The 22,166-nt window shown below is 39.8% G+C and carries 17 protein-coding genes and 1 pseudogene; 7 read left to right on the forward strand and 11 right to left on the reverse strand.

Annotated features, from left to right (window positions below):
- A partial coding sequence (locus Q0X77_RS14060) for a fasciclin domain-containing protein (RefSeq protein WP_297798384.1) occupies nt 1–454 on the forward strand: 454 nt, incomplete at its 5' end.
- Between the two features lie 292 nt (nt 455–746).
- Here Q0X77_RS14060 and yidC read toward each other — a convergent pair.
- From yidC to Q0X77_RS14075, 3 genes are all read right to left on the reverse strand, one after another.
- Nucleotides 747–2,600 carry a membrane protein insertase YidC gene (gene yidC, locus Q0X77_RS14065; RefSeq protein WP_297798386.1) on the reverse strand — a complete coding sequence of 618 codons (1,854 nt, stop codon included), beginning with the start codon at nt 2,598–2,600 and terminating at the stop codon, nt 747–749.
- Nucleotides 2,601–2,696: 96 nt separating this feature from the next.
- Complete coding sequence (locus tag Q0X77_RS14070) at nt 2,697–4,334, reverse strand: CTP synthase (RefSeq protein ID WP_297798388.1); 1,638 nt, start codon at nt 4,332–4,334, stop codon at nt 2,697–2,699.
- A 49-nt stretch (nt 4,335–4,383) separates the two neighbouring features.
- Nucleotides 4,384–4,626 carry a DUF3820 family protein gene (locus Q0X77_RS14075; protein WP_297798390.1) on the reverse strand — a complete coding sequence of 81 codons (243 nt, stop codon included), beginning with the start codon at nt 4,624–4,626 and terminating at the stop codon, nt 4,384–4,386.
- 47 nt (nt 4,627–4,673) lie between these two features.
- Here Q0X77_RS14075 and Q0X77_RS14080 point away from each other — a divergent pair, with 47 nt between their 5' ends.
- Complete coding sequence (locus Q0X77_RS14080; RefSeq protein ID WP_297798392.1) at nt 4,674–5,540, forward strand: TIM barrel protein; 867 nt, start codon at nt 4,674–4,676, stop codon at nt 5,538–5,540.
- A gap of 31 nt (nt 5,541–5,571) precedes the next feature.
- On the opposite strand, the gene Q0X77_RS14085 is transcribed toward Q0X77_RS14080, so the two are convergent.
- Genes Q0X77_RS14085 through guaA form a run of 4 tightly spaced genes read right to left on the reverse strand, consistent with a single transcriptional unit; the run spans nt 5,572 to nt 10,185 of the window.
- A complete protein-coding gene (locus Q0X77_RS14085; RefSeq protein WP_297798394.1) occupies nt 5,572–6,102 on the reverse strand; it encodes a DUF922 domain-containing protein in 531 nt (176 codons plus the stop codon).
- Nucleotides 6,090–6,494, reverse strand: coding sequence for an OsmC family protein (locus Q0X77_RS14090; protein ID WP_297798396.1), 405 nt, complete (start codon nt 6,492–6,494; stop codon nt 6,090–6,092). The genes Q0X77_RS14085 and Q0X77_RS14090 overlap by 13 nt, the downstream gene beginning before the upstream one ends.
- Nucleotides 6,491–8,641, reverse strand: coding sequence for a LysM peptidoglycan-binding domain-containing protein (locus tag Q0X77_RS14095; RefSeq protein ID WP_297798399.1), 2,151 nt, complete (start codon nt 8,639–8,641; stop codon nt 6,491–6,493). Before Q0X77_RS14095 ends, Q0X77_RS14090 begins: the two co-directional genes overlap by 4 nt.
- A gap of 11 nt (nt 8,642–8,652) precedes the next feature.
- Nucleotides 8,653–10,185, reverse strand: a complete 1,533-nt coding sequence (gene guaA, locus Q0X77_RS14100; protein WP_297798401.1) for a glutamine-hydrolyzing GMP synthase — start codon at nt 10,183–10,185, stop codon at nt 8,653–8,655.
- 78 nt (nt 10,186–10,263) lie between these two features.
- On the opposite strand from guaA, the gene Q0X77_RS14105 reads away from it, so the two are divergent.
- Both Q0X77_RS14105 and Q0X77_RS14110 read left to right on the forward strand, forming a co-directional pair.
- Nucleotides 10,264–10,989, forward strand: a complete 726-nt coding sequence (locus tag Q0X77_RS14105) for an SIMPL domain-containing protein (RefSeq protein WP_297798403.1) — start codon at nt 10,264–10,266, stop codon at nt 10,987–10,989.
- Nucleotides 10,990–11,212: 223 nt separating this feature from the next.
- Nucleotides 11,213–11,764, forward strand: a complete 552-nt coding sequence (locus Q0X77_RS14110; protein ID WP_297798405.1) for a pyridoxamine 5'-phosphate oxidase family protein — start codon at nt 11,213–11,215, stop codon at nt 11,762–11,764.
- A 19-nt stretch (nt 11,765–11,783) separates the two neighbouring features.
- Here the strand turns inward: Q0X77_RS14110 and Q0X77_RS14115 are convergent, their stop codons facing one another.
- Together Q0X77_RS14115 and bshC are read right to left on the reverse strand one after the other, a co-directional pair.
- Nucleotides 11,784–13,154: an aminotransferase class V-fold PLP-dependent enzyme gene (locus tag Q0X77_RS14115; RefSeq protein WP_297798407.1), complete on the reverse strand. Its 1,371-nt coding sequence runs from the start codon at nt 13,152–13,154 to the stop codon at nt 11,784–11,786.
- A 55-nt stretch (nt 13,155–13,209) separates the two neighbouring features.
- On the reverse strand, nt 13,210–14,811 hold the full coding sequence (gene bshC / locus Q0X77_RS14120; RefSeq protein ID WP_297798409.1) for a bacillithiol biosynthesis cysteine-adding enzyme BshC: 1,602 nt from the start codon (nt 14,809–14,811) through the stop codon (nt 13,210–13,212).
- Nucleotides 14,812–14,882: 71 nt separating this feature from the next.
- Between bshC and Q0X77_RS14125 the strand changes: the two are divergent.
- Nucleotides 14,883–17,273 (forward strand): annotated as a pseudogene (locus tag Q0X77_RS14125) (M14 family metallopeptidase); the annotation flags it as partial.
- 17 nt (nt 17,274–17,290) lie between these two features.
- Here Q0X77_RS14125 and Q0X77_RS14130 read toward each other — a convergent pair.
- Nucleotides 17,291–18,355 (reverse strand): DUF3667 domain-containing protein, encoded by a 1,065-nt coding sequence (locus Q0X77_RS14130; RefSeq protein WP_297798411.1) that lies wholly within the window; start codon nt 18,353–18,355, stop codon nt 17,291–17,293.
- A gap of 125 nt (nt 18,356–18,480) precedes the next feature.
- Between Q0X77_RS14130 and Q0X77_RS14135 the strand changes: the two genes are divergently transcribed.
- Entirely contained in the window at nt 18,481–19,671 is a 1,191-nt protein-coding gene (locus Q0X77_RS14135) for a tyrosine-type recombinase/integrase (RefSeq protein WP_297798413.1), read from the forward strand.
- Between the two features lie 57 nt (nt 19,672–19,728).
- On the forward strand, nt 19,729–20,625 hold the full coding sequence (locus Q0X77_RS14140; RefSeq protein WP_297798415.1) for an alpha/beta fold hydrolase: 897 nt from the start codon (nt 19,729–19,731) through the stop codon (nt 20,623–20,625).
- A 304-nt stretch (nt 20,626–20,929) separates the two neighbouring features.
- Here Q0X77_RS14140 and Q0X77_RS14145 read toward each other — a convergent pair whose 3' ends face one another.
- Nucleotides 20,930–21,985 carry an IS110 family transposase gene (locus Q0X77_RS14145; RefSeq protein WP_297798417.1) on the reverse strand — a complete coding sequence of 352 codons (1,056 nt, stop codon included), beginning with the start codon at nt 21,983–21,985 and terminating at the stop codon, nt 20,930–20,932.
- Between the last annotated feature and the right edge of the window lie 181 nt (nt 21,986–22,166).

Raw genomic sequence — 22,166 nt, forward strand, 5'->3', positions numbered from 1 at the left:
GGTTGATGACCTGAGCCTTTTGGTTGATGCCTTGATACAGGCCGATGCCGGTTTGGTTGAAGTATTGAGTGGCGATGGACCTTTTACGGTATTCGCACCGACTAATGATGCTTTTGCAGCTTTATTGGATGCATTAGGCGATGATTACCACAGCCTTGACGATTTTGACACCCATGAAGAAAAAGCCTTATTGGCCAAAGTTCTTACCTATCATGTTGTGGCAGGTGCGGCAGTAGCTTCAGGCGAGCTTTATAATCATCAGGAATTGCCCACCGTTCAGGGAGAATCTCTATTCGCCATAATTAATCATGGTGTGGACATCAGGGATAAATCAGGTACAGATGCCAATGTTATTGGAGCCGATAATGTTGCCAGTAACGGAATAGTACATATTATTGACAAAGTCCTTTTACCTCAGGAAGTGATCGATATTTTAAATCCCCCAAGTCACTAAACAGTATTGTTTTGTTAGGTTGGTAGTTTAATTATTGGACTACTTGTTTAAAACTCCCCTTAATATCCGGGGAGTTTTTTTTGTAGGAAAAAAGACAGAATTTCAGATTAGAAATTTGTGACATCAAATTTGAAACTGTTAGCATACAAAAAATGCGCCTTTACAACTATTCTTTTTTTTTCGGAAAACTAAAGCACATCTTTGGAGTCCCAAATCTTATCAAACTAAACCTACTTAAAGCTAGAAGCCCCGACACAAGTGTCAGGGCTTTTTTCTTTTTGGTCAGGGATGTCTACCGGTTTTTCTTTTGTTCTTCAGCTTGCTCCATCATTTCCCTCATTTTACGCTGAAACTTATTTTCCTTTTTAGGTTTCTTTTTATTCTCCTGTATCTGGGCATGTATTTTATCCTCATCCAGAATAAATTTCTTTATGGCCAGCATAATAAAGATGGTAATAAGGTTGGAAACAAAGTAATACAAACTTAATCCACTCGCATAATTATTAAAGAAGAATAACATTAACAATGGAGACAGGTACATGATGAACTTCATATTGGGCATACCCGGTTGGGTCTGCATATTCTGCCCGGTGGTCATCATCATATAAAAGAATATTGCTATAGAAGCCAATATTGGGAACAAACTTACATGATCTCCATAAAATGGAATCGTAAAAGGTAATTCCAGGATGGTATCGTACGAAGATAAATCATCTGCCCACAAGAAAGCTTTTTGCCGTAATGCGAAGGATGTGGGGAAAAACATAAACAATGCATAAAAAATTGGCAGCTGTAATACTGCCGGTACACAGCCACTCATCGGACTCACTCCGGCCTTATTATAAAGCTTCATGGTCTCCTGTTGTTTCTTCATAGCGTTGTCCTTGTACTTCTCATTAAGCTCTGTAATTTCCGGTTTTAACACCTTCATTTTGGCCTGAGATAAGTACGATTTGTAGGTGACAGGAGACATTGCCAGCCTTACAAGAATTGTCATTACGATGATGGCTATTCCGTGTGGTAAAAAAGAACTTAAAAATCCGAAAAATGGGGTGAACACATATCGGTTTATCCAACCAAAAATCCCCCAACCGTATGGAATTGAATCGGCAAGTCCCAATTCACTGTATTTTGATAAGTTCGCAATATCGGTTGGTCCGTAATACCAGTTCATATTATAAGAAAGCTCACCGCCCTGCATTTCCAGGGGTACAACTGATGCAAATTCTTTTGTTGATTGAGCTTCTTTGCTTTCCTCCTCCACCAGGTTTTTAGAACTTAAGTCTGCCGTCTCAAATGGTGTCTTTGTCGCAAGGATTGAACTAAAAAAGTGCTGCCTGTAAGAAAGCCAGGTAACCCCATTCTCCACCTCCTCATCATCGCTGCTTTCAGACAATTTACTTACTTTTCCTTCTTCATGCATATAGGTTAATCTGGTGTACCTGTTTTCATACTGAATACTTTTGTTATGCCTGATGCCCCTGAGTTTCCAATTAAGATTTATGGGTTGAGCATCATTTATTACACCACTTAATCCCTGAGAACGTACCGTATAATCTACCAGGTATTCATTTGGCTTCATTTCATAGCGAAATTCCAGAAACTGATTTGAGGCAACTTTTGCCTTCATGGACAGCACCTGATTATCACCATTATTTGAGATTGAAGGTTCAAAAAACAGTTCTTTCGAATCCAATACCCGATTATCCCTTGTTGTAAAATTAATCCCGAAAGCTGCATTTCCGTCTTTAACCAAATAAATAGGCACCGAATCGTGAGTGACAAAATTCTTCATCCTGGCCTCGACGATCTGGCCTCCTTTATTACTTATTTCCAGAAAGAGTACCTCATTTTCCAGGATAGTAGTGCCTTCCCTTGCAGCTGTATAACCAAAACCACCTATAGCATTTTTGTAATCTGCAACCGCCACTGAGTCTTTCAGATCTATTTTTGTTTCTGATAATACGGGTGGCGTATCTTTTGCTTCCTCCTCCTCTATTACCGGAGTTTCCACTTTAGCCCGTTCCGCTTTTTGAGCCTCCAGCTCCTCCGGTGTAGGTTGATTTTGATAAAACCAAAAAATGAGAATCCCAAAAATTAGTATAAAACCTATGATGGAATTTATGTCCAGTTTCTTTTCTTCCATTTAACTTTATTTATAACCCTATCTGTAACTAATTTTTCTTTTACCTAAACACAGATCGCCACAAAGGGTTTGCAAATATATATCCAATTGTGCAGTTTATGCCAAACTGGCATTAGTTTGTTGTCTTTTGTGAAGTAAAACAGCCTTTACAAAGCCTACAAAAAGAGGATGAGGATTAGCCACGGTGCTTTTGTATTCAGGGTGATATTGTACCCCAATAAACCATGGATGAGAAGGTAATTCAATGATTTCCACTAATCCGGTTTCCTTATTTATCCCCGAGGCCAACATACCGGCCTTATCCAGTGCTTCCTTATAGTCATTGTTAAATTCATAACGATGCCGGTGCCTCTCTGAAATAGAAGTTGCCCCGTGGTAAACTTTATGTACAAGAGTACCCTCAATAATCTCACAGCCCCATGCACCAAGGCGCATAGTACCCCCTTTATTGGTTACAGACTTTTGAGCTTCCATTAAACTAATAACAGGATGATCTGTGCCTCCGTCCATTTCAGTAGAATTGGCATCTTTTAACCCTAGAACATTCCTGGCAAACTCAATAACTGCCATTTGCATCCCAAGGCATATCCCTAAAAAAGGAATATTATTCTCCCTGGCATATCGTACAGCTTTTATTTTGCCTTCAATGCCCCGTTCTCCAAAACCGGGAGCCACAAGAATACCTTGCAAGCCCTTCATTTTTTCTTCAAAGTTTTGGGCAGTGATATGTTCCGAGTGAATAGATCTGACATTCACCTTTACCTCATTTATAGCTCCTGCATGAATAAACGATTCCAAAATGGACTTATAGGAATCCTGTAACTCAACATATTTACCAATTAATCCTATGGTAACTTCTGATTTAGGATTCTTATGCCTGTCCAGGAATTCATTCCATTGATCCAGATCTGGCGCAGTAATATCGGGTAAATTTAGTTTTTGGAGTGCCACAGTATCCAATCCTTCATCTTGCATCATCACAGGAACATCATAGATAGTTGACGCATCTATAGATTGTATTACGGCCTCTTTCTTCACATTACAGAATAAAGCCAATTTCTGTTTAATATCATCAGACAATTCATGCTCTGTTCTGCACACCAGGATATCTGCCTTTATTCCACTCTCCATTAAAGTTTTGACAGAATGTTGCGTGGGTTTGGTTTTTAATTCCCCCGCTGCCGAAAGGAACGGGACCAGGGTAAGGTGTATTACAATGCCATTATTGTCGCCCAACTCCCAAAGTAATTGCCTAACTGCTTCAATATAAGGAAGGGATTCTATATCCCCAACGGTCCCGCCGATTTCAGTGATGATTATATCGTATTCACCACTATTACCAAGTATTTGGACACGTTCCTTAATTTCATTGGTAATATGCGGCACTACCTGCACTGTTTTCCCTAAAAATTCACCCCTTCGTTCTTTCTCAATTACACTCTGGTATATCCTGCCTGTAGTTACATTATTGGCCTGGGAGGTTTTTACATTTAGAAAACGTTCGTAGTGCCCGAGGTCCAAATCAGTTTCTGCACCATCATCGGTAACATAGCATTCACCGTGTTCGTATGGATTAAGGGTACCCGGATCCACATTGATATAAGGATCTAATTTCTGTATGGTTGTTTTATAACCTCTGGCTTGAAGAAGTTTGGCCAGGGAAGCCGCAATGATGCCCTTCCCCAGTGAAGAGGTAACACCCCCCGTAACGAAAACATATTTTGTATCTGGCATATTGCACTTCTATGTTACGGGATTCAAAGGTACAAAATGCAACTAGAAATTATTGGATATCCTTTGGAAATTCTTCCCTAATTTTTCTAATAAGCCCTTCCAATCCATTCATTTTAACTTCAAGAATGGCCCTCATCTGCTCCCCAAGTTTTCCTTCAGGGAAGCCATTTCTCTGAAACCAGATTAAATACGCCTCAGGCAAATCCAGCAAATAGCGGCCTTTATATTTACCATAGGGCATCTTATAATAAGCGAGTTCAATGAGCTTTTTCCTGTCGGGAAACAATTCCATTATTAAATCTAAATAAATTATCTTTAAAACAACGAAAATGAAATAAAATGAAACGCAGAACATTTATAGGCTCTTCTGTAGCCGCTTCCGTAGCCTTAGTTTCCAATAAAGGCCTTGGCATGGAGAATAAAAAGATTGTCTCCGGTGATTTTAAAGGAAATATTAACCATAGTGTTTGCCGCTGGTGTTATAGCAAGATACCCATGGAAGATTTTCTTAAAAGCCTCAATGAATTGGGCATTACCTCAATGGATCTAACCGGTCCTGAAGATTGGCCACTAATGAAAAAGTATGGAATACATGCATCAATGTGCTGGGGTGCAGGCTTTGGTATTGAAAAAGGCTGGAATGATCCCAAACTACACGATGAACTGATAAAAGACTATCTGCAAATGATTCCAAAAGTCGCAGAAGCCGGCTACACTAACCTGATTTGTTTTAGTGGCAATCGCAATGGAATGAAGGATGAGGACGGACTCAAAAATTGTGCAGAAGGGTTAAAACAAATAATGACACAGGCAGAAAAATATGGGGTAGTCATACAGATGGAACTTTTGAACTCAAAAGTAGACCATAAGGACTATATGTGTGATCATGTGGATTGGGGTGTTGCTTTATGCAAAGAATTAGCCTCGGACAATTTTAAACTTTTATACGACATCTACCACATGCAAATTATGGAGGGTGATGTTATTAGAACTATCAGGGATTATCATAACTATTTTGGTCATTACCATACCGGTGGAAATCCGGGCAGACATGAAATTGATGAAACCCAGGAATTGTATTACCCGGCTATCATGAGAGCTATCCTGGAAACCGGATTTAAGGGTCATGTAGCACAGGAGTTTATCCCTTCCTGGGAGGATCCTATAGCTGCATTAAAGCAAGGGGTGAGTATTTGCGACGTATAGTTTTACTACTAAAAAACCGGAATATAACCTCTTACTTTCCGAGGGCTTCTTGTATTTCCCGATTCCAGGACAACTGTTGCTCCACATTGCGGGAGTAATTAGTCTCGTTGTCATAAAGTTGTTGGAATTCTGAAAGTTCTTTAATTATTTGGCGATATATTGCTTTTACCTCAGCCTTCACATTTGTCGTAAATGTGGTAGTCTCCATCTTTTGCCGCATTTTTCGGGCAAATAATTCGGAGATATCAAAATGCAACTGCTCATGGCTAAGAATTACATCGTCACATATTTTTGGCTTATACCATGATTTCTTCGGATAAAAATAGCTGTTCACGGTATAATCCAGTTCAATTTTGCCGTTACTTTCCTCTGCGGAAAACTCATAGCTCAAACCACTGGCAGTAGTTGCTGCAACTTTGGAACCTTCTATAGGTTTGGCTTTGAAATCTGACCATTGCAACCTAAGATTTGGATCCCAGGGTATAGCCTCTTCCTGCTGAGAAAAAGCTGAGCCTGTGCAACTTAGCAGTAGTAGTACGACTATGAATTTCAGAGATCCCAATGAAATGTAATTTGTTTTTTAATATCCGTATGAAGGCTTAATAGTACCGGACAAGTTCTGGCAGTATGCTCCAGAATCTTTCTTTGTTTTTCCGTACAATTGGAAGGTAAACGAAGCGCTATATCTATCCGGGATATCCTTCTTGGAGCTTCAGCCATATGCTTAGTGACTTCGGCTACAGCATTTATAAGATCAACATCCATATCCCGAGCCTTGATCCCCATCATGGTAAGCATACAACTGGCCAACCCTGTTGCAACCGTATCTGTTGGAGAAAATGCCTGTCCCAGTCCGTTATTATCAACAGGTGCATCGGTTATAATTTCATTACCGGAGCGCAGGTGAATACTACTGGTACGCAATTCACCTATGTATGTGACTTTTGATGTCATGGTTCCGGATTAACCTGGGTTATGCGCATATCCTGATACTTCATTATATAGGAAGCCGTATTGTAATATCCTGAGGAAAGCTCGGTTTCATAATCAAATTTATTCCCGCAATACTCGGTACGACCAATGATATTTGAAGCCTCAAATAAATTAAGTTTATAGGCCAACTTTAAAAGCAGGTCGAAGGTAAGGTCAAAACCGCGCACTGCATAACGATCCGGATCTGCTCCAAATTGCCTTCTGTACCTTCTTACGAAAGCATTGTTATTAGTTTCTTTATATACCGAAGGATACGTAAAATTCAGGTTAGACAAATGCGCACCGGAAATAACATCATTTTCAAACGCCTTATTCTTATTGGTAGTAAACATTCGTACTATGGTACTATCCGAATTAGCAGAATTAAGAATAGAACTCACACTTGATACCACTTTAAAATTATCGGTCTCCACAAATACCCAATTCTTCGCTTCAAGAGAAAGCTGACTGGCAAATACCTCCAAATCTAAAGAGATATTCTCTTCATCTTCCTGAAGATCAACGGATTTAGCCAAAGGAAATTCTTCTATTATCTTTTCGCCTATAGGTTTATTCTTTGCATCCGTAATAACTATAATATTCTCGTTTGTTATTGAATCTTTTATAAAACCGAGCATACGTTCGCGCAATATCTGATCGGACGGAATTGAAAAGAAAACATTTTCGAGTTCAAAATCACTTGTTGAAGCCAGAGGCGCAATAACCGGTACCCGGGCATTAGCAGCTTTGATCGCCACTTCTTTCAGGGAATTTAACTGCAATGGTCCTATTATGGCACTCACACCTTCCAAATTTTCCTGTTGAATAAGTTGTCTTGTTTTGTCAGGATCCAATTGGGTATCAAATGTTTTTACATCGACGGAAATTCCGAGTTCCGAAATAGAATCAAGTGCAACCATGGCACCACTATACAAACCAAGGCTATAACTTATAGCATTACTTCTTGAAATTGCGTCTGCAGCGCTTTCAATATCATTAAGGTCTAATTTATCCGTTCGAAAAGGCAGCAGGTAAATCAGTTTTGGTTTGTTAAGAGAATTAATACTATCCAAAAGGTTAATCTTATCAAGAATCAACGAATTTTTCACTTCAAAGTCTCCCTTTTGCCCTTTGGGAAGTTTTAGGACCATTCCGGCCTTTAGCCCCGTGGCAAGATCCGGATTGAGTTGCAGCAATTCCTTATAATCAATTCCTAAATTCCTTGTTAAGGAGTAAACTGTTTGTTTGGGTTTAACCTCATAAAAAATGAAATTCTCGGTATTTACCTCATTTTCATCACTTTTCATTTCCGGTAACCTAATTACCATTCCTTCCTTTAACCCTCCGCGTTCCCCTATTTCAGGGTTAAGGCGAACAATGTCCTGCGAACTGATTTTATACTCCTGTGAGAGGCTATATAATGTCTTTTTTGGCGGAACCGTATAAGAAATATACAATTGCACATTTTGATCCTCCAGGCTACTGCCTGCTAGCTTGGGAAGCTTCAGCTCTTGTCCTTCCGCCAGATAGTTTGTAGTTACCGATAATTCCGGATTTAAGGCAAGAAGGCTATCTATTGTAATCCCATATTTATTAGCAATACTCCATCTTGTTTCCTTTGGAAGTACTTTATAGGTTTCATAATCAACAAGTTCAATACTATCCTGTTGAACTTCAATTTCCGGGAATCTGGGAATTTTTAAGCGCATCCCTTTTTTTAATTGGGTGGCGTATAATTTGCTGTTATAACGTTTAATATCTTCTTCAGAAACATCATACTTCTGGCCAATACTAAAAATAGTTTCCCTTTTCCTGACCTTATGGGTAATGAACCCAAGCGGTTTTTCCTGTGCTTCTTTTTCCTGTTGAAGCTTCAAAGCAATTGAATCCCTCTCACTTTCCTGTCTGGCACCTAAGGGAATAACGAGTATGGTATTTGGTTGGAGTACGTCGCCTTCTGCGATTTCCTTATTATACTTTAGGATATCGGCGGGTTTTACCTTGTATTGCCTGGCAATACTATAAACTGTTTCACCAACTTTAACCGCATGAGAGCTAAACTGTTGCGCCATGGCATGACATGAAAACAGTAGAATTGCAATCGCTGTAATTAAAAATCTTATTGACATGTTTGTAGGTTTTATTCCCATTCTATTGTTGCCGGGGGTTTGGAAGAAATATCGTACACTACTCTATTAACGCCGGGAACTTTATTTATTATATCATTGGAGGTTTTCTGCAAAAATTCATAGGGTAAATTTACCCAATCTGCCGTCATACCATCTGTACTTTCGACTGCCCTCAAAGCTACACATTTTTCATAAGTCCGTTCATCTCCCATAACCCCTACACTATTTACGGGTAAAAGCATGGCTCCGGCCTGCCAGACCTCATTATAAAGTCCCCATTCCTTTAAACCGTTAATAAAAATAGCATCTACTTCCTGCAAAATATTCACTTTTTCTTCAGTAACATCCCCTAATATTCTTATTGCCAGGCCTGGTCCCGGAAAAGGGTGCCTCCCCAAACGTTCATCTTCTATTCCCAGTGTGGCCCCTACTCTTCTCACTTCATCTTTAAATAACATTTTCAGAGGCTCAACCACTTTAAGTTTCATAAAATCGGGCAATCCTCCTACATTATGATGACTTTTAATAGTAGCCGAAGGTCCTCCGGTTGCCGATACCGACTCAATCACATCGGGATATATAGTCCCCTGTGCAAGCCATTTGGCATCTTCAACTTTATGCGATTCATCATCAAAAACATCAATAAAAACACCTCCAATAATTTTCCTTTTCTTTTCAGGATCATCTTCCCCTGCCAGTGCATTCAAAAAACGTGCCGAAGCGTCAACTCCTTTAACATTAAGGCCCATATGCTCATATTGATCTAGCACTTCCTGAAATTCATTTTTCCTCAGCAATCCGTTATTTACAAAAATACAATGCAGGTGTTCTCCTATGGCCTTATGCAATAAAACGGCCGCAACGGTAGAATCTACACCGCCAGATAATCCAAGGATAACTTTTTCACTGCCTATTTTTTTCTTCAATTCTGCCACCGTGGTTTCAACGAATGCATCCGGGGTCCATGTTTGCTGTAATCCTGCAATATGTACCAAAAAGTTTTCCAAAATAAGTTTTCCCTGTTTCGTATGGTATACTTCAGGGTGAAATTGGATGCCATAGGTAATTTCTCCTTCTATTTTAAAGGCTGCGTTTAGCACATCACTTGTACTTGCCAGTCTAACTGCGTTGTCAGGTAGTTCTTTAATAGTGTCGCTGTGGCTCATCCACACCTGAGAATTTTCCCTGATTTCGTAGAAAAAAGGTTCTTCCGCATCAATAGATGTAAGCCTTGCCCTTCCATATTCACGGGTATTGGAAGGAGCTACATTACCACCACCAAAATGGGCCAGGTATTGTGCGCCATAACAAATAGCCAGCAAGGCTATCTTTCCTTGTATCCGGGATAAGTCCGGATGTGGTGCATCCTCGGCCCTCACAGAAAAAGGGGAACCGGAAAGGATAACCGCCTTATAGGAAGACAGGTCTTCAGGCAGCTTATTGTATGGTTTAATTTCGCAGAAAATATTCAATTCCCTAACCCGTCTCGCAATGAGTTGGGTATATTGGGAACCAAAATCTAAAATGAGGACGTTATTTTGCATGGGCAAAAATAGTAATTCAAGGGATTTTGAAAAGCAAGTTTTAGGTATATTTATAACATCTTTATTAACGCTGTACAAATGAAACATCTAAACGCCATAATATTTGGAGTAGCCATAGTGATCGCGGCCTATTTTTTGGGCAATGCTTATGTAAAAAGATCAAATCCCACTCAGTTAATAGCAATAACGGGGCTGGGCAATGAAAACTTTACGTCGGACCTTATAGTGTGGGAAGGGCGTTTTGTGGCGTTCAATTCGGATCTGAAAACCGCTTTTGAACAAGTAAATAGTGACAAGGAAATAGTGAGAGCTTATCTGGAGTCTAAGGGGATCTCTCCGGAAAACATAATTTTTAATTCTGTTCAGACCCTGGAGCAGCGCGATAACAGATATGACAACGGTAATTTTGTAGGTTCTGTTTTCAGAGGGTACGAACTCTCCCAAACCGTTCAAATAGAATCTAATGATGTGTCGCTCGTAGAAAACGTATCCCGTGAGATTACCGAGCTTTTAAACAAAGGGGTTCAATTGTATTCTTCACCTCCACGTTATTATTATACCAAATTGTCCGATCTAAAGATTAAAATGATTTCAAAAGCTACGGAAGATGCGCGTATCAGAGCTGAAAAGATTGCAGAGAATTCCGGAGGAACCTTAGGTGATCTAATTTCTGCCAGAATGGGCGTTTTTCAAATTACAGGCCAAAATTCTGATGAGGATTACAGTTGGGGCGGTGCATACAATACCTCATCTAAGAAGAAAACTGCTTCAATTACCATGCGCCTTGAGTATAAGGTGAAATAAAAAGCTCAATGATCTCAGGTCCGGTAATAATCTAAAAGAAAAAGCCCCGGCGTCGATCGCCAGGGCTTTTCTAATCAAAAACCAACCTAAACACATGAATTTTTATGACACAATTTTATTTATAAAAAAAAAGCTTTTTCATAGCAATTTATATATATAACAATCTTCTCTAAAAATACCCTACCTAATTTTTTATTTTTTTATCTTTATATAGATGAAACCCATGGAAAAAACAGATCAGATTTTCAAAATTTTAAAGGAAGAATTAATAAAAGGGAGTACAGAGAAATCGCATCCCTTCCGGTACTTTACCCTGGGCACGGTAGGTCTAGATCGTGTAACAAGGCAAAGAACGGTTGTTTTAAGAAAGGTCTCCGATGAACTTAAACTTTATTTTTATACCGATTTACGATCAAAAAAAATTATTCATATAAAGGAAAATAGTAAGGTGGGGTTATTATTTTATAATCCCGAAAAACTCCTGCAATTAAAAATTGAAGGCCTTGCAACGGTAATTAAAGGAAAGGCTATAGCAGAAACTTATGATAATGACATTCCGGAAAATGCCCGTAAGGATTATACCACTGCCCTTGCGCCGGGAACCCCGCTTGAAGATTCAGGAGTTATTGAATATCTAAAAGAAGAGAATCACTTCTGCGTAGTAGAAATTACACCATTTAAGGTTGAATATTTAAAATTACAGCGACCGGAGCATCAAAGGGTTCGATTTTCCAAACGTCAAGAACTTTGGAGCGGGGAATACCTTGTTCCTTAAACCATGTAAGCTTATTTCATTATTTCATGGTATCCAATATTACCTGGATATCCTCTTCCGTGGTATCGGGATTAATAAAACAGAAACGGGCCACTGTTTCAAAACCTTCCTTTGTTTTCCATTTACTTGGAGTTACCAAAGCCAGGCCTTCACGGTGGTTTTTATATGTCCAGTTGGTATAGTCATCCGGGGTCCAGCCTTTGCGCCTAAAGAGGACACAGGAAAGGCTTGGAGGCCTGATTAATTCCAAATCCGGACTAGCTGAAATTAATTCGCCGGCTAAAACAGCCAATGCAATGCCTCTTTCCACAGCCCATTTGTATTTATCAGTCCCGTGTGTAGCAATGGAATACCACAAAGGCAACCCCCGTAATCTCCGGGTTAATTGTATTTGATAATTAGCAGGATTAAAACCTTGTGCCCCCGGATCTTTAATGATATCCAGGTAAGAGCCTTCCTGTGAATGTGCTGTTCTGGCTAATTCAGGTTCTTTGTAGATAATAGCGCCACAATCATATGGAGAAAACAACCATTTATGCGGATCTATAGTGATACTGTCGGCCTTTTCTATCCCATTAAATAAATGCCTGACCGAATCTGCCGCCAGTGCGCCACCGCCATATGCTGCATCTACGTGAAACCAAAGGTTGTGGTCTTTACAAATATTTGCAATCCCATCGAGATCATCAACAATTCCCGCATTGGTTGTGCCGCCGGTAGCAACAACAGCAAAAACCCTTTCTGCAGTATTTTTATCCAGTGAAGAAATTTTTTCTTCCAGGGCTTCAGCAGTCATCAAATCATCTGTTTCCACCAGCAAAACATCAGCATCAATTACTTTGGCCATGGCCTTTATGGAAGAATGAGCCCCGGCGGATGTAATGATACAGCCTTTCTTATTCTGATTTTCTTTTTTCTTTCGAAAGTACTCCCTGGCGGTTACCATTGCCGATAAATTTGCAGCTGTTCCACCGCTGGTAAAAACACCAAAAGCCCCTTCAGGCATCCCCGTAAGCTTTACGAGCCAACGCATAGCCTCATTCTCGCAAAATATGCCCCCTGCACCTTCCATCCAGTAGGCCCCGTGAATACTGGAAGCCGATGTAACGAGGTCGAACATAACCGCTGCCCTGGTAGGAGCCGCAGGCACAAAGGCAAGGTGCCTCGGATGATCTATCGGCACTGTTGCCTTTATTAAGACATCACGAAAAAGACGAAACGCTTTTTCTCCTCCTATACCCAGCGGTGTTATGGTCTCCCCTACCCGCTCTTTTAATTCTTCTTCCTTCCTGGGTGATCCTAATTCCGGGGATTGATTGGTTATTCTGTTGATGGCATATTTCATGACATCCAGGGTCATTTCCACCAATTCTATATCTACATTATGCATGAGACTGGTTTTTGTCAAAAGTACTATGGAAAAGAAATCTATGCCATTATTTGACCTAGTATTTTATCACCAAAAATTCGTGGTTTAAGGGATGTAATGAATCAATTAAAAAAGGGATAAGGCTGTTTCCCATCTCCAAATAGAGCTCGGAGAAATTCAAAGTCCGCTCTTGTAAGGATTGATTGGGGAATAATTGATTCTGAATAGCGGTTAGTCTAATCACCTGGTCTCTAAGCTTTCTTTTCTGGGCTTTTAATAATCTTTTCTCAAGATGGTTGAGACCGTTTAGTTGTTTTACTTCCTGGGCCTTTACAGCACCCAGAAAAGATTTGTCCGTTTCTTCTGCCAGTTTGTAAAGTGCTTCAAACTGATGAATCAGATGCTCTTTTTGACTGGAGAAATCAATATCGATATTGGAAATTTCACGAATTTTCTTATTGATCAGACTATTTTGTTTAAGGAACAAGTCTTGCGGTTTGAGCCCTAAATTCTGTATTTTCTTATTTTCCTTTTCGGATATGAGGAGGGCCGAATTACGCAATAATAAGATGGGAAATGGCACTTTCATCGCATCAAAAGAGGATTTAAGTTCCAGCCAATAAGCCAGTTCCCCTCCCCCGCCTATATAACAAAGGTTAGGAAGAACCACCTCCTGGTAAAGCGGTCTGGATACTACGTTGGGCGAAAATCTTTCGGGATGGGTTTCCAGTTCATGAAGTATTTCATCCCTGGTATATTTTATATCGGTATTATTCACATAATAAACGCCTTCTTTCTCCAATAGCCTTTCCCGCATACCATCCATTAGATAAAAGTGATTGATCTCCCTTGGGTTTACCTGTATATTGTATGCAGGAGACACAGATTGCAAGGCATCAATGGTCTCATTCACCTTTTTATACGACAGGTTTTCAAGGATATCTTTCTTTATATAAGGAACGAACAGTTTTTTTAATTCAGGATCATCACCATCAATAATAACCAAACCAAATTCTCCAAAAAGGGCATTTGCCAGGTACCTGGTTGCATCTGTAAGTGAATTATGCTCCAGATAGGACTTTTTAAAAAGATCAATTAAGTCATTCGCATATGCGGTATGGCCCACTTCTTTTGAAAAGGCAGTAAATACAGCCTCGAGTCCTTCGGTACTCATTCTACCTACAGCGCCCCCGTCTTGACGGTTCCACTGAAGTTTTTTATTATGAAGATTAAAATAGTTTATCTCGTCAAAATCATGATCTTCGGTCGCCATCCAGTATACCGGAACAAAATTATTTTTGGGATACGCTGTTTTCAAGGCTTTTGCCAGGTTTATGGTACTGATTATTTTATATAAAAAATACAAGGGACCCGTAAAAATATTAAGCTGATGCCCTGTAACCACCGTAAAGGTAGTACCCTGTTCTAAATCTGAAATATTGGATAGTGTTGCTTTTGATGCCTTTACACCTTCGTATTGTACCTGGAGTTGCTGTTTTAGTTGTTGCCTGTGTGCGGATGGATATGTAGCAGATTTCTCCTCAATTTGTGCCTTAAATTCCTCAATTTTCGGAAACCTGTTATAAAATGGTTTTAGTTTCTTGTTTTCATCCAAATAGTCGGAAATAAGCGAAGAAAAATATCCGGTTTTTTTAAATGGTATGCAGGCTACTTCCATAGAAACTATTAAAATCCGATCAAAGATAAAATTCTCGGGTTTTACTCTTCCCAAAAATACGTTAAGATGCAAAATCGCCCTCAGAATTCCTGGGCTATGAACTGGGCACCCAATTTACACGCCACCATAGGGTAGTAGACTACTACCAATACCTTTCCGAAGTGGCTAGTGATAGAATGCAACTGCACGAATACGGAAAAACCAATGAACAAAGGCCGCTTTTACTGGCTTATATTTCATCGGCTGCCAATATGAGCAATATTGAAGCCATCCGGGAAGAACATTTAAAAAGCACTAGTGGAACGGGCTCTTCTGATAAAGCTATTGTCTGGCTAAGTTATAATGTACATGGGAATGAAAGTGTGAGCACAGAGGCTTCTATGCAAACCATTTATGAATTATTAACCCGCAAACGGGACTATCTGGAAAATACCATCGTAATTATTGATCCCTGCATAAATCCAGATGGACGGGACCGCTATGTAAACTGGTACAATCAGTATAAAAATACCCCCAATCAGTTAAATCCGGAGAGTTTAGAGCACAACGAAGGCTGGTGGAGCGGACGCAGCAATCATTATATGTTTGATTTAAACCGCGACTGGGCCTGGCTCACGCAGGCAGAGAGCCGGCAAAGACTTCCTTATTATAATAAATGGTTGCCCCATATTCATGTAGATTTTCATGAGCAGAGCATGGATTCTCCTTATTATTTTGCCCCTGCGGCAGAACCGTTTCATGAAGTTATCACCGATTTTCAGAGGGATTTTCAGTCAACCATTGGAAAGAACCATGCTAAATATTTTGATGCGAACGGGTGGTTTTACTTCACAAAAGAACGTTTTGACCTTTTCTACCCCAGTTACGGTGATACCTACCCCACTTACAATGGCGCAATAGGCATGACTTATGAACAAGGTGGCAGTGGCAGAGCGGGATTGGCAGTAATTACCTCCAATGGGGACACCCTAACCTTAAAAGACCGGATTGCGCATCATTATACAACCGGAATTTCAACCGTTGAAGTTGCAGCCGGCAATGTGGCTAAACTAAATGAGGAATTTCAAAAGTTCTACAGACCCAAAAATTACAAATACAAAAGTTTTGTCCTTAACGGGAATGAAGACCAAATAAAGGCTTTGACCCAACTTTTGGATCAACATCAGTTATCGTATAGTTATGGAACAGGTGCCACTGTAAAAGGGTTTAATTATAAAACAGGCAAAACAGGTAGTTTGAAGACCAATGCAGAAAGTCTGATAATTTCCACGGATCAAACCCGTGGTACCTTAGCGAAAGTACTCTTTGAACCCAACGCTAAACTCAGTGATTCCCTTACCTATGATATTACTGCATGGTCCTTGCCCTATGCCTATGGATTAGATGCTATTGCTTCAGAGGGTTTAATCCGCGGGAATTCGCAACAAGAAACAACTTTAAAAAAAATGGCTTTAAGCGAAAGTACTTACGCTTTCCTAACCGATTGGAACGGAATGGATGATGCCCGTTTCCTTGCTGAATTACTTCAAAATAAGGTACGAGTACGTCAGGCTCAAAAACCATTTAGCCTGGAAGGAAAAAGTTATGACCGGGGCACGCTGATCATTACACAGGGTGATAATGAGCATAGAAAGGATTTTACCAAAATCCTGGAAGAGGCTGCAGTAAGATATCACCAGACACTCATCGCCGTTAGCACCGGTTTTGTTGATAAAGGAAAAGATTTTGGGTCCGGACATGTAAAAATGGTACCTCCAACGAAGGCTGCGATTCTAGCCGGAGGACCAACATCTACCCTGCGTTTTGGTGAGATTTGGCACTTTTTTGAGCAACAGTTGCACTATCCGTTAACAGTGCTTCACGAAAATTATTTCAACAGGGTAGACCTTTCCAACTATGAGGTGTTGATTCTTCCCGGAGGTAATGGTTATGAATCATTTATTGATGGAGACATGCTGGAAAAGCTTAAAGAATGGGTAAGCAATGGCGGAAGGCTTATTGCCATGGGGAAAGCGATAAGTTCCCTGGATGGTGAGGACGGATTTAGTGTAGTTGCACGGGAAGTTGAAAAAGACAGCTCCGAAAATTTAGTGGAGCCTTATGAGAATGCACAAAGGGAACGGATGAAAAACGATATTACCGGTGCTATCTTTAAAACAAAAGTAGATGCTACCCATCCCCTGGCTTTTGGCTACGACGATACCTATTTTAGCCTTAAACTGGGAAGAAACAGCTATGATTATCTGGCAAGTGGTACTGTGGTTTATATTTCCAATGATACGGTTCCCGTGGCCGGGTTTGCCGGTAGTGAAGCGCAGAAAAAATTATCAAAAAGCCTTGTTTTCGGAGTAGAGAAACACGGCAAAGGGCAGGTAGTTTATATGGTAGACAACCCCTTGTTCAGGGGGTTCTGGGAAAGCGGAAAGCTCTTTTTTGCAAATGCCCTATTTATGGCCAATTAGCCTTCTCAGGTCTAAAATCAGTAAAGCATAAAAGACGCCAAAACAACTCCTGCTGCTGCCACGGGTAGTATTATAAGCATATAGAAAAAAGAGATGATATAGGCTTTTACAATGGCCCCTATCCATGAACTCTTGTAAAAATTACGCAATGCCAGTATCAGGTATATGACAAACGATAAAGAGATAACCAACTCAATCCAGAATGGAACCTCCACAATCATATTTGCCAATATAATTATACAAAAAGAGGTAAAGATAAAAGTGAAAAAATAAAAACTGAATACCATATGGTGTGCAAAGGTGCCACGTTTCCAATAAAACAACTTTAGAAACAGCGCAAAGAAAGGTAATAGTAAAAACATAGCAACCGGTATGGTATCGTAGAAACTCTGAAGGATACCTCCCCCCCTTTGTTCATAGAACTTCAACATTTGCACATATAGCTTTCTTGTAAACATATCCGCATCTTCTTTCATGCCCATAGCCTTTAGTTTTTTTCTTTGTGATGCACCAGAGGCGATAAGTGAGTCCAGGGTATCTCGTTTAAACCCAAAGGAGATATTACTTACTTCCGGATTTACAACCATGACAGAATCTAATTCGGCTAATTCTTTTTCTGACAGCCCTATATATTTTTGGTTTTTTTCAAGAACTTTTTTGGCTTCTGCCATTCCCAGTGAATCTCGGTTAATAGGAATGGAATCTATCGTGATTTCGGATTCAAAACCTTTTTCAATAGCCTTGGATACTTCCTGATCTGCCTTTCGGATTGTAAACGAAAACATAAAAAAGAAAATAACCGAAATAAAAAGATAGAATTGCGCAGGATGTAAATATTTAAGACGTTTCCCATCTACAAAGCGCCGTGCGAGTACGCCGGGTTTTATCATAAGGGTACCGAAACTCCTGAAGAATCTGGCATCTATAGAGAAATAATCTTCTATGGTTTTACTGAACAAGATGCCAAAAGTAAGTTTATCTGCCACTTCCTGGCCACAGTAAGGGCAGAAATCGAAGGAAGACTCAAAGGCCTTTTCGCAGTTTTTGCATTGTTCGGTGGTTGGCTCCTCAGAGGTTGACATAAAGAAAACTTTGAATAAAAATACAAAAAGCAATTGTACAAAAAATTTTGTCTCACACCAGATCTGATTATGCAATTATCGTGCAGTGTATCTCTTTACTTTTAAAGCATGCCATCTCAGCACAAATGAAAACAGTCTTACTTATTTCAATCCGAATTAGTGGTCGTCATTGGCTTAAGGTACAAAGTGATCCCCTGATAACGGCAAACCTGCTAGCTGAAGAATTTAAAGGAGCTCAAAAAAATGAACCAGATGGCAGCACTCTGCTTCCTTACACCAATCATTTAGTAAATGAACTTTTCGCTTATTTCAGGGCCAAGGGCTACTATGTGGATTACTCGAAAGTGAAATTTTCCAAAAACCCGAGAAAACCCGACATAAAACAAAAGCGTAATGGCAAACAAGAATTGCTAACTGGGCGGAACAAAAGGTACTACAATTCGTATATATCCTATTTGGAAGGCCTTAGACTAAGCAATAGTACCATTAATGTCTATTCTAATTTTATTATAGATTTTTTAATATACATCAAAAAAAGGGAATTACGGACAGTCCGAAACAGCGATGTACAAAGATTTACGGAAACTATGGTTAAAAAGAAGGCGTATGGTATTAGCTCACATCGTCAAATGGTAAGTGCCATTAAGCACTTTGCGAACAGGTTTGAAGAAACGGAGATTGACCAGCTTGAACTAAAAAGGCCCCATAAGGACAGGAGGCTACCTACTGTGTTGAGTTATCCTGAAATTATACGGTTACTACAAGTAACTGCTAATTTAAAACACAGAACTGCCATCGCTTTATTATATTCGGCTGGTTTACGCATCAGTGAACTTTTGGAATTAAAACTATCTGCTCTTGACATAGAAAGAAGTCAAATCCTAATTAGGAATTCCAAGGGACGAAAAGACCGGTATGTAGTAATGGCGCAGAGTTTTATACCCCTTTTAAAGAATTATCTTAACACCTACAAGCCGGGATATTATTTTATTGAGAACCCTAATGGCCATCGTTATAGTGCCAGCAGTGTCCGCAAGTTTCTTAGGAGGTCTTGCAAAATGGCCGGTATTACAAAACATGTTACCCCGCACACGCTGAGGCATTCTTATGCAACCCATCTTATTGAGAACGGGGTTGGTTTGCGGTATGTTCAGGAATTATTAGGGCATTCAAAACCGGAGACTACTATGATATATACTCATGTAGCCCAAAAGGATCTCTTACAAATCCGAAGTCCACTGGATGAAGCCGTCCTGGGATTATTACAAACTGATAAAAAGCCAAAAAAGGTATACTTATCCGGAAAGTTTTTGTGATAATAAGGTATATTAGTGCACATATAACACGTTGTGCATAATTTTAGAATCTCATCTATGAAGCAAATTTTAGTTTTCTTTTCAATACTAATTTTTTCATTATCGTATGCCCAAGAGGTTGCGTTAGACACATTAGTTGATATTGGTGGATATAACATGCATTTTAAAATAATGGAAGGTAAAGGAACACCTATTCTATTTGAATCAGGTGCTGGTGATGATGGTTCAGTTTGGGATGCAATTTTAAAACATGTACATGAAGTAACTGGAACAACTGTAATATCTTATGACAGGTCTGGATTTGGCAAAAGTGAATTAAATCCATATTATAAATCAGATGACCAATTCGGAATTCTTAACGGAATAATTGAACTTGAAACTGGATTGAAAAAACTGGAATATTTTGGAGATGTAATTCTTGTTTCTCATTCATATGGAGGGTTCTATACAACATTATTTTCTGTGAGGAATCATGAAAAAGTTAAATATAATGTAAGAGTCGATGCCAATCTTGCTGGGCAATATACCGAGGAAATACTTGTCAAAGCTGAACAAGATAATTCTGTTCAAGAAATGAAGAGCAAACATTTAGGAATGTATTATTTGGGAGTAAATTTCGCAAATACCGTTCGATTAATGTGGAAAACTAAATATCCTGAAACTGTTCCGGCAATCGATATAGTTTCCCCTATAAAAAGACACCATACGGATGATGAATGGGAATTACTAATTAGAACACATGATGATTTTGTAAATGAAGAACCGAATCGAACTGGAATTATAGCCTATGGAAGTGGACACTATATTTTCAAGGATAATCCTGGATTAGTATTAAATACGATTGTAAAAACATTTGTCAACACATTGATTGATGAAGATAAAAAACTGGAAATTTTGTCAAAATCAGTAGACAAATCAATAGAACTTTTTATTGAACAGAAAAAGAAGGAATAAGAATAAACTATGCACAACAATGTATCCTATGAAAAGCCCTAGTCCAGTTCTCTAAAGTTAAATAATATTTTCTTTTTTGCTTTAAACCACCTTTTTTTCTTTTTAATATAACTTGCTCCGCATCCTATGTGTGATCCACGCCCTGGGCGTGGTCACCAGCATCTGTATGATCATAAGTTATAATAAGCCAGGTCACTTGCTATAAAAATGTGATTCCGCCAGCCGGCGGATCACCCACGTTGTTTTGTGATACGGGCCTGTCAATTTGTGAGCTTTGTTATGGTTGTACTTTTTCGTTTTTTGATTATTCTATAACTCCTACGGTATACGGGACTTCTGTTTTTATTACCGCCAAGGTCCTGCTCAAAAGCTTTCTTGCCACTTTGATGATGATGCTCTTGACGTTCTTCCCCAAATGCTTGCGATAGTACGCCTGCATCACAGGGTCGGCACGTATCGCCTGCCAGGCGGCCTCCACGAAATAACTCCGTATCAAACGATGTGCCCTTGGTGTGATACCCATTACTTTATAGTTGTTTCCACTTTGATGTACCCCTGGGGCAAGACCTACGTAGCCTGCCAAATGCTTCACACTATTGAAACGTCTCAAATCTCCCAGTTCACATAGTATGCCACAGGCAACGATTCCCCCGATACCAGGTATACTTCTCAGTAACATATAATCTTTCTTATAATGCACCTTGCAGTATCTTCTAAGTTGTGTAGAGACATCGCGAAGCTCTTGGTCTACGAATCGAAAAAAACGCATCCGGCTTTCCAAGGTCAACTTCGCCGTGGGATGCTTGAAAACCATAGCGTCCAACCAACTGCGGTACTTGTGGCTCCAATGATCGTTATCGAACTCTTCGGGTTCCTTGATGCCGAAATACAACAATTGCATCTTGATGTAACTCTTGACCCTTCTGAAATCTTTCACCAAATCGTTGCGTCTTCTGAATAGACTGCGGAGTTCCTCTCTTTCGATATCAGGAACCACTATACTCTCCAAACGGCCATCTTTCAGTTCCCTACTGATCAGTTGAGCATCGATCTTATCGGTCTTGGTATGCTTCTCCTTGCCCTTGCGATGGATATCAGCAGGGTTGACCACCAAGGAACGCCAACCGTAGCCCTCGAAACAGCGGTGGGCATGATAGCCACAGCAACCTGCCTCGTAGGCCACACTTACTTCGTGGCCCGGGAAATGTTTTGTGACGTATTTCAACAATTGTTCGGGGTCCGGGGGCATACTAAAGGACTTGCCACAGAACAGATCAGTTGAACAATGAACTTTCCAACTTCGTTTGTGAATGTCGATGCCAATGTATAACTTCGGTAATGCAGTAATTTGAGTGTTCATATCTTTAAGAATTTTGCTATAAATTAAAGATACTCGACTTACTGCTTTTTCATCGATGCTATAATTCAGCGCACATCATTGCATCAAATAAAGATTAATCCTACATTTATCAACTAAAAAAAGGTGAACGATTTCGTCATTGGCAGCTACGCCCCCAGCGCGCAACAAAAAACCAAGCTTA

The organism is uncultured Eudoraea sp. (genome assembly GCF_947258925.1).
Taxonomy (GTDB): Bacteria; Bacteroidota; Bacteroidia; order Flavobacteriales; family Flavobacteriaceae; genus Eudoraea.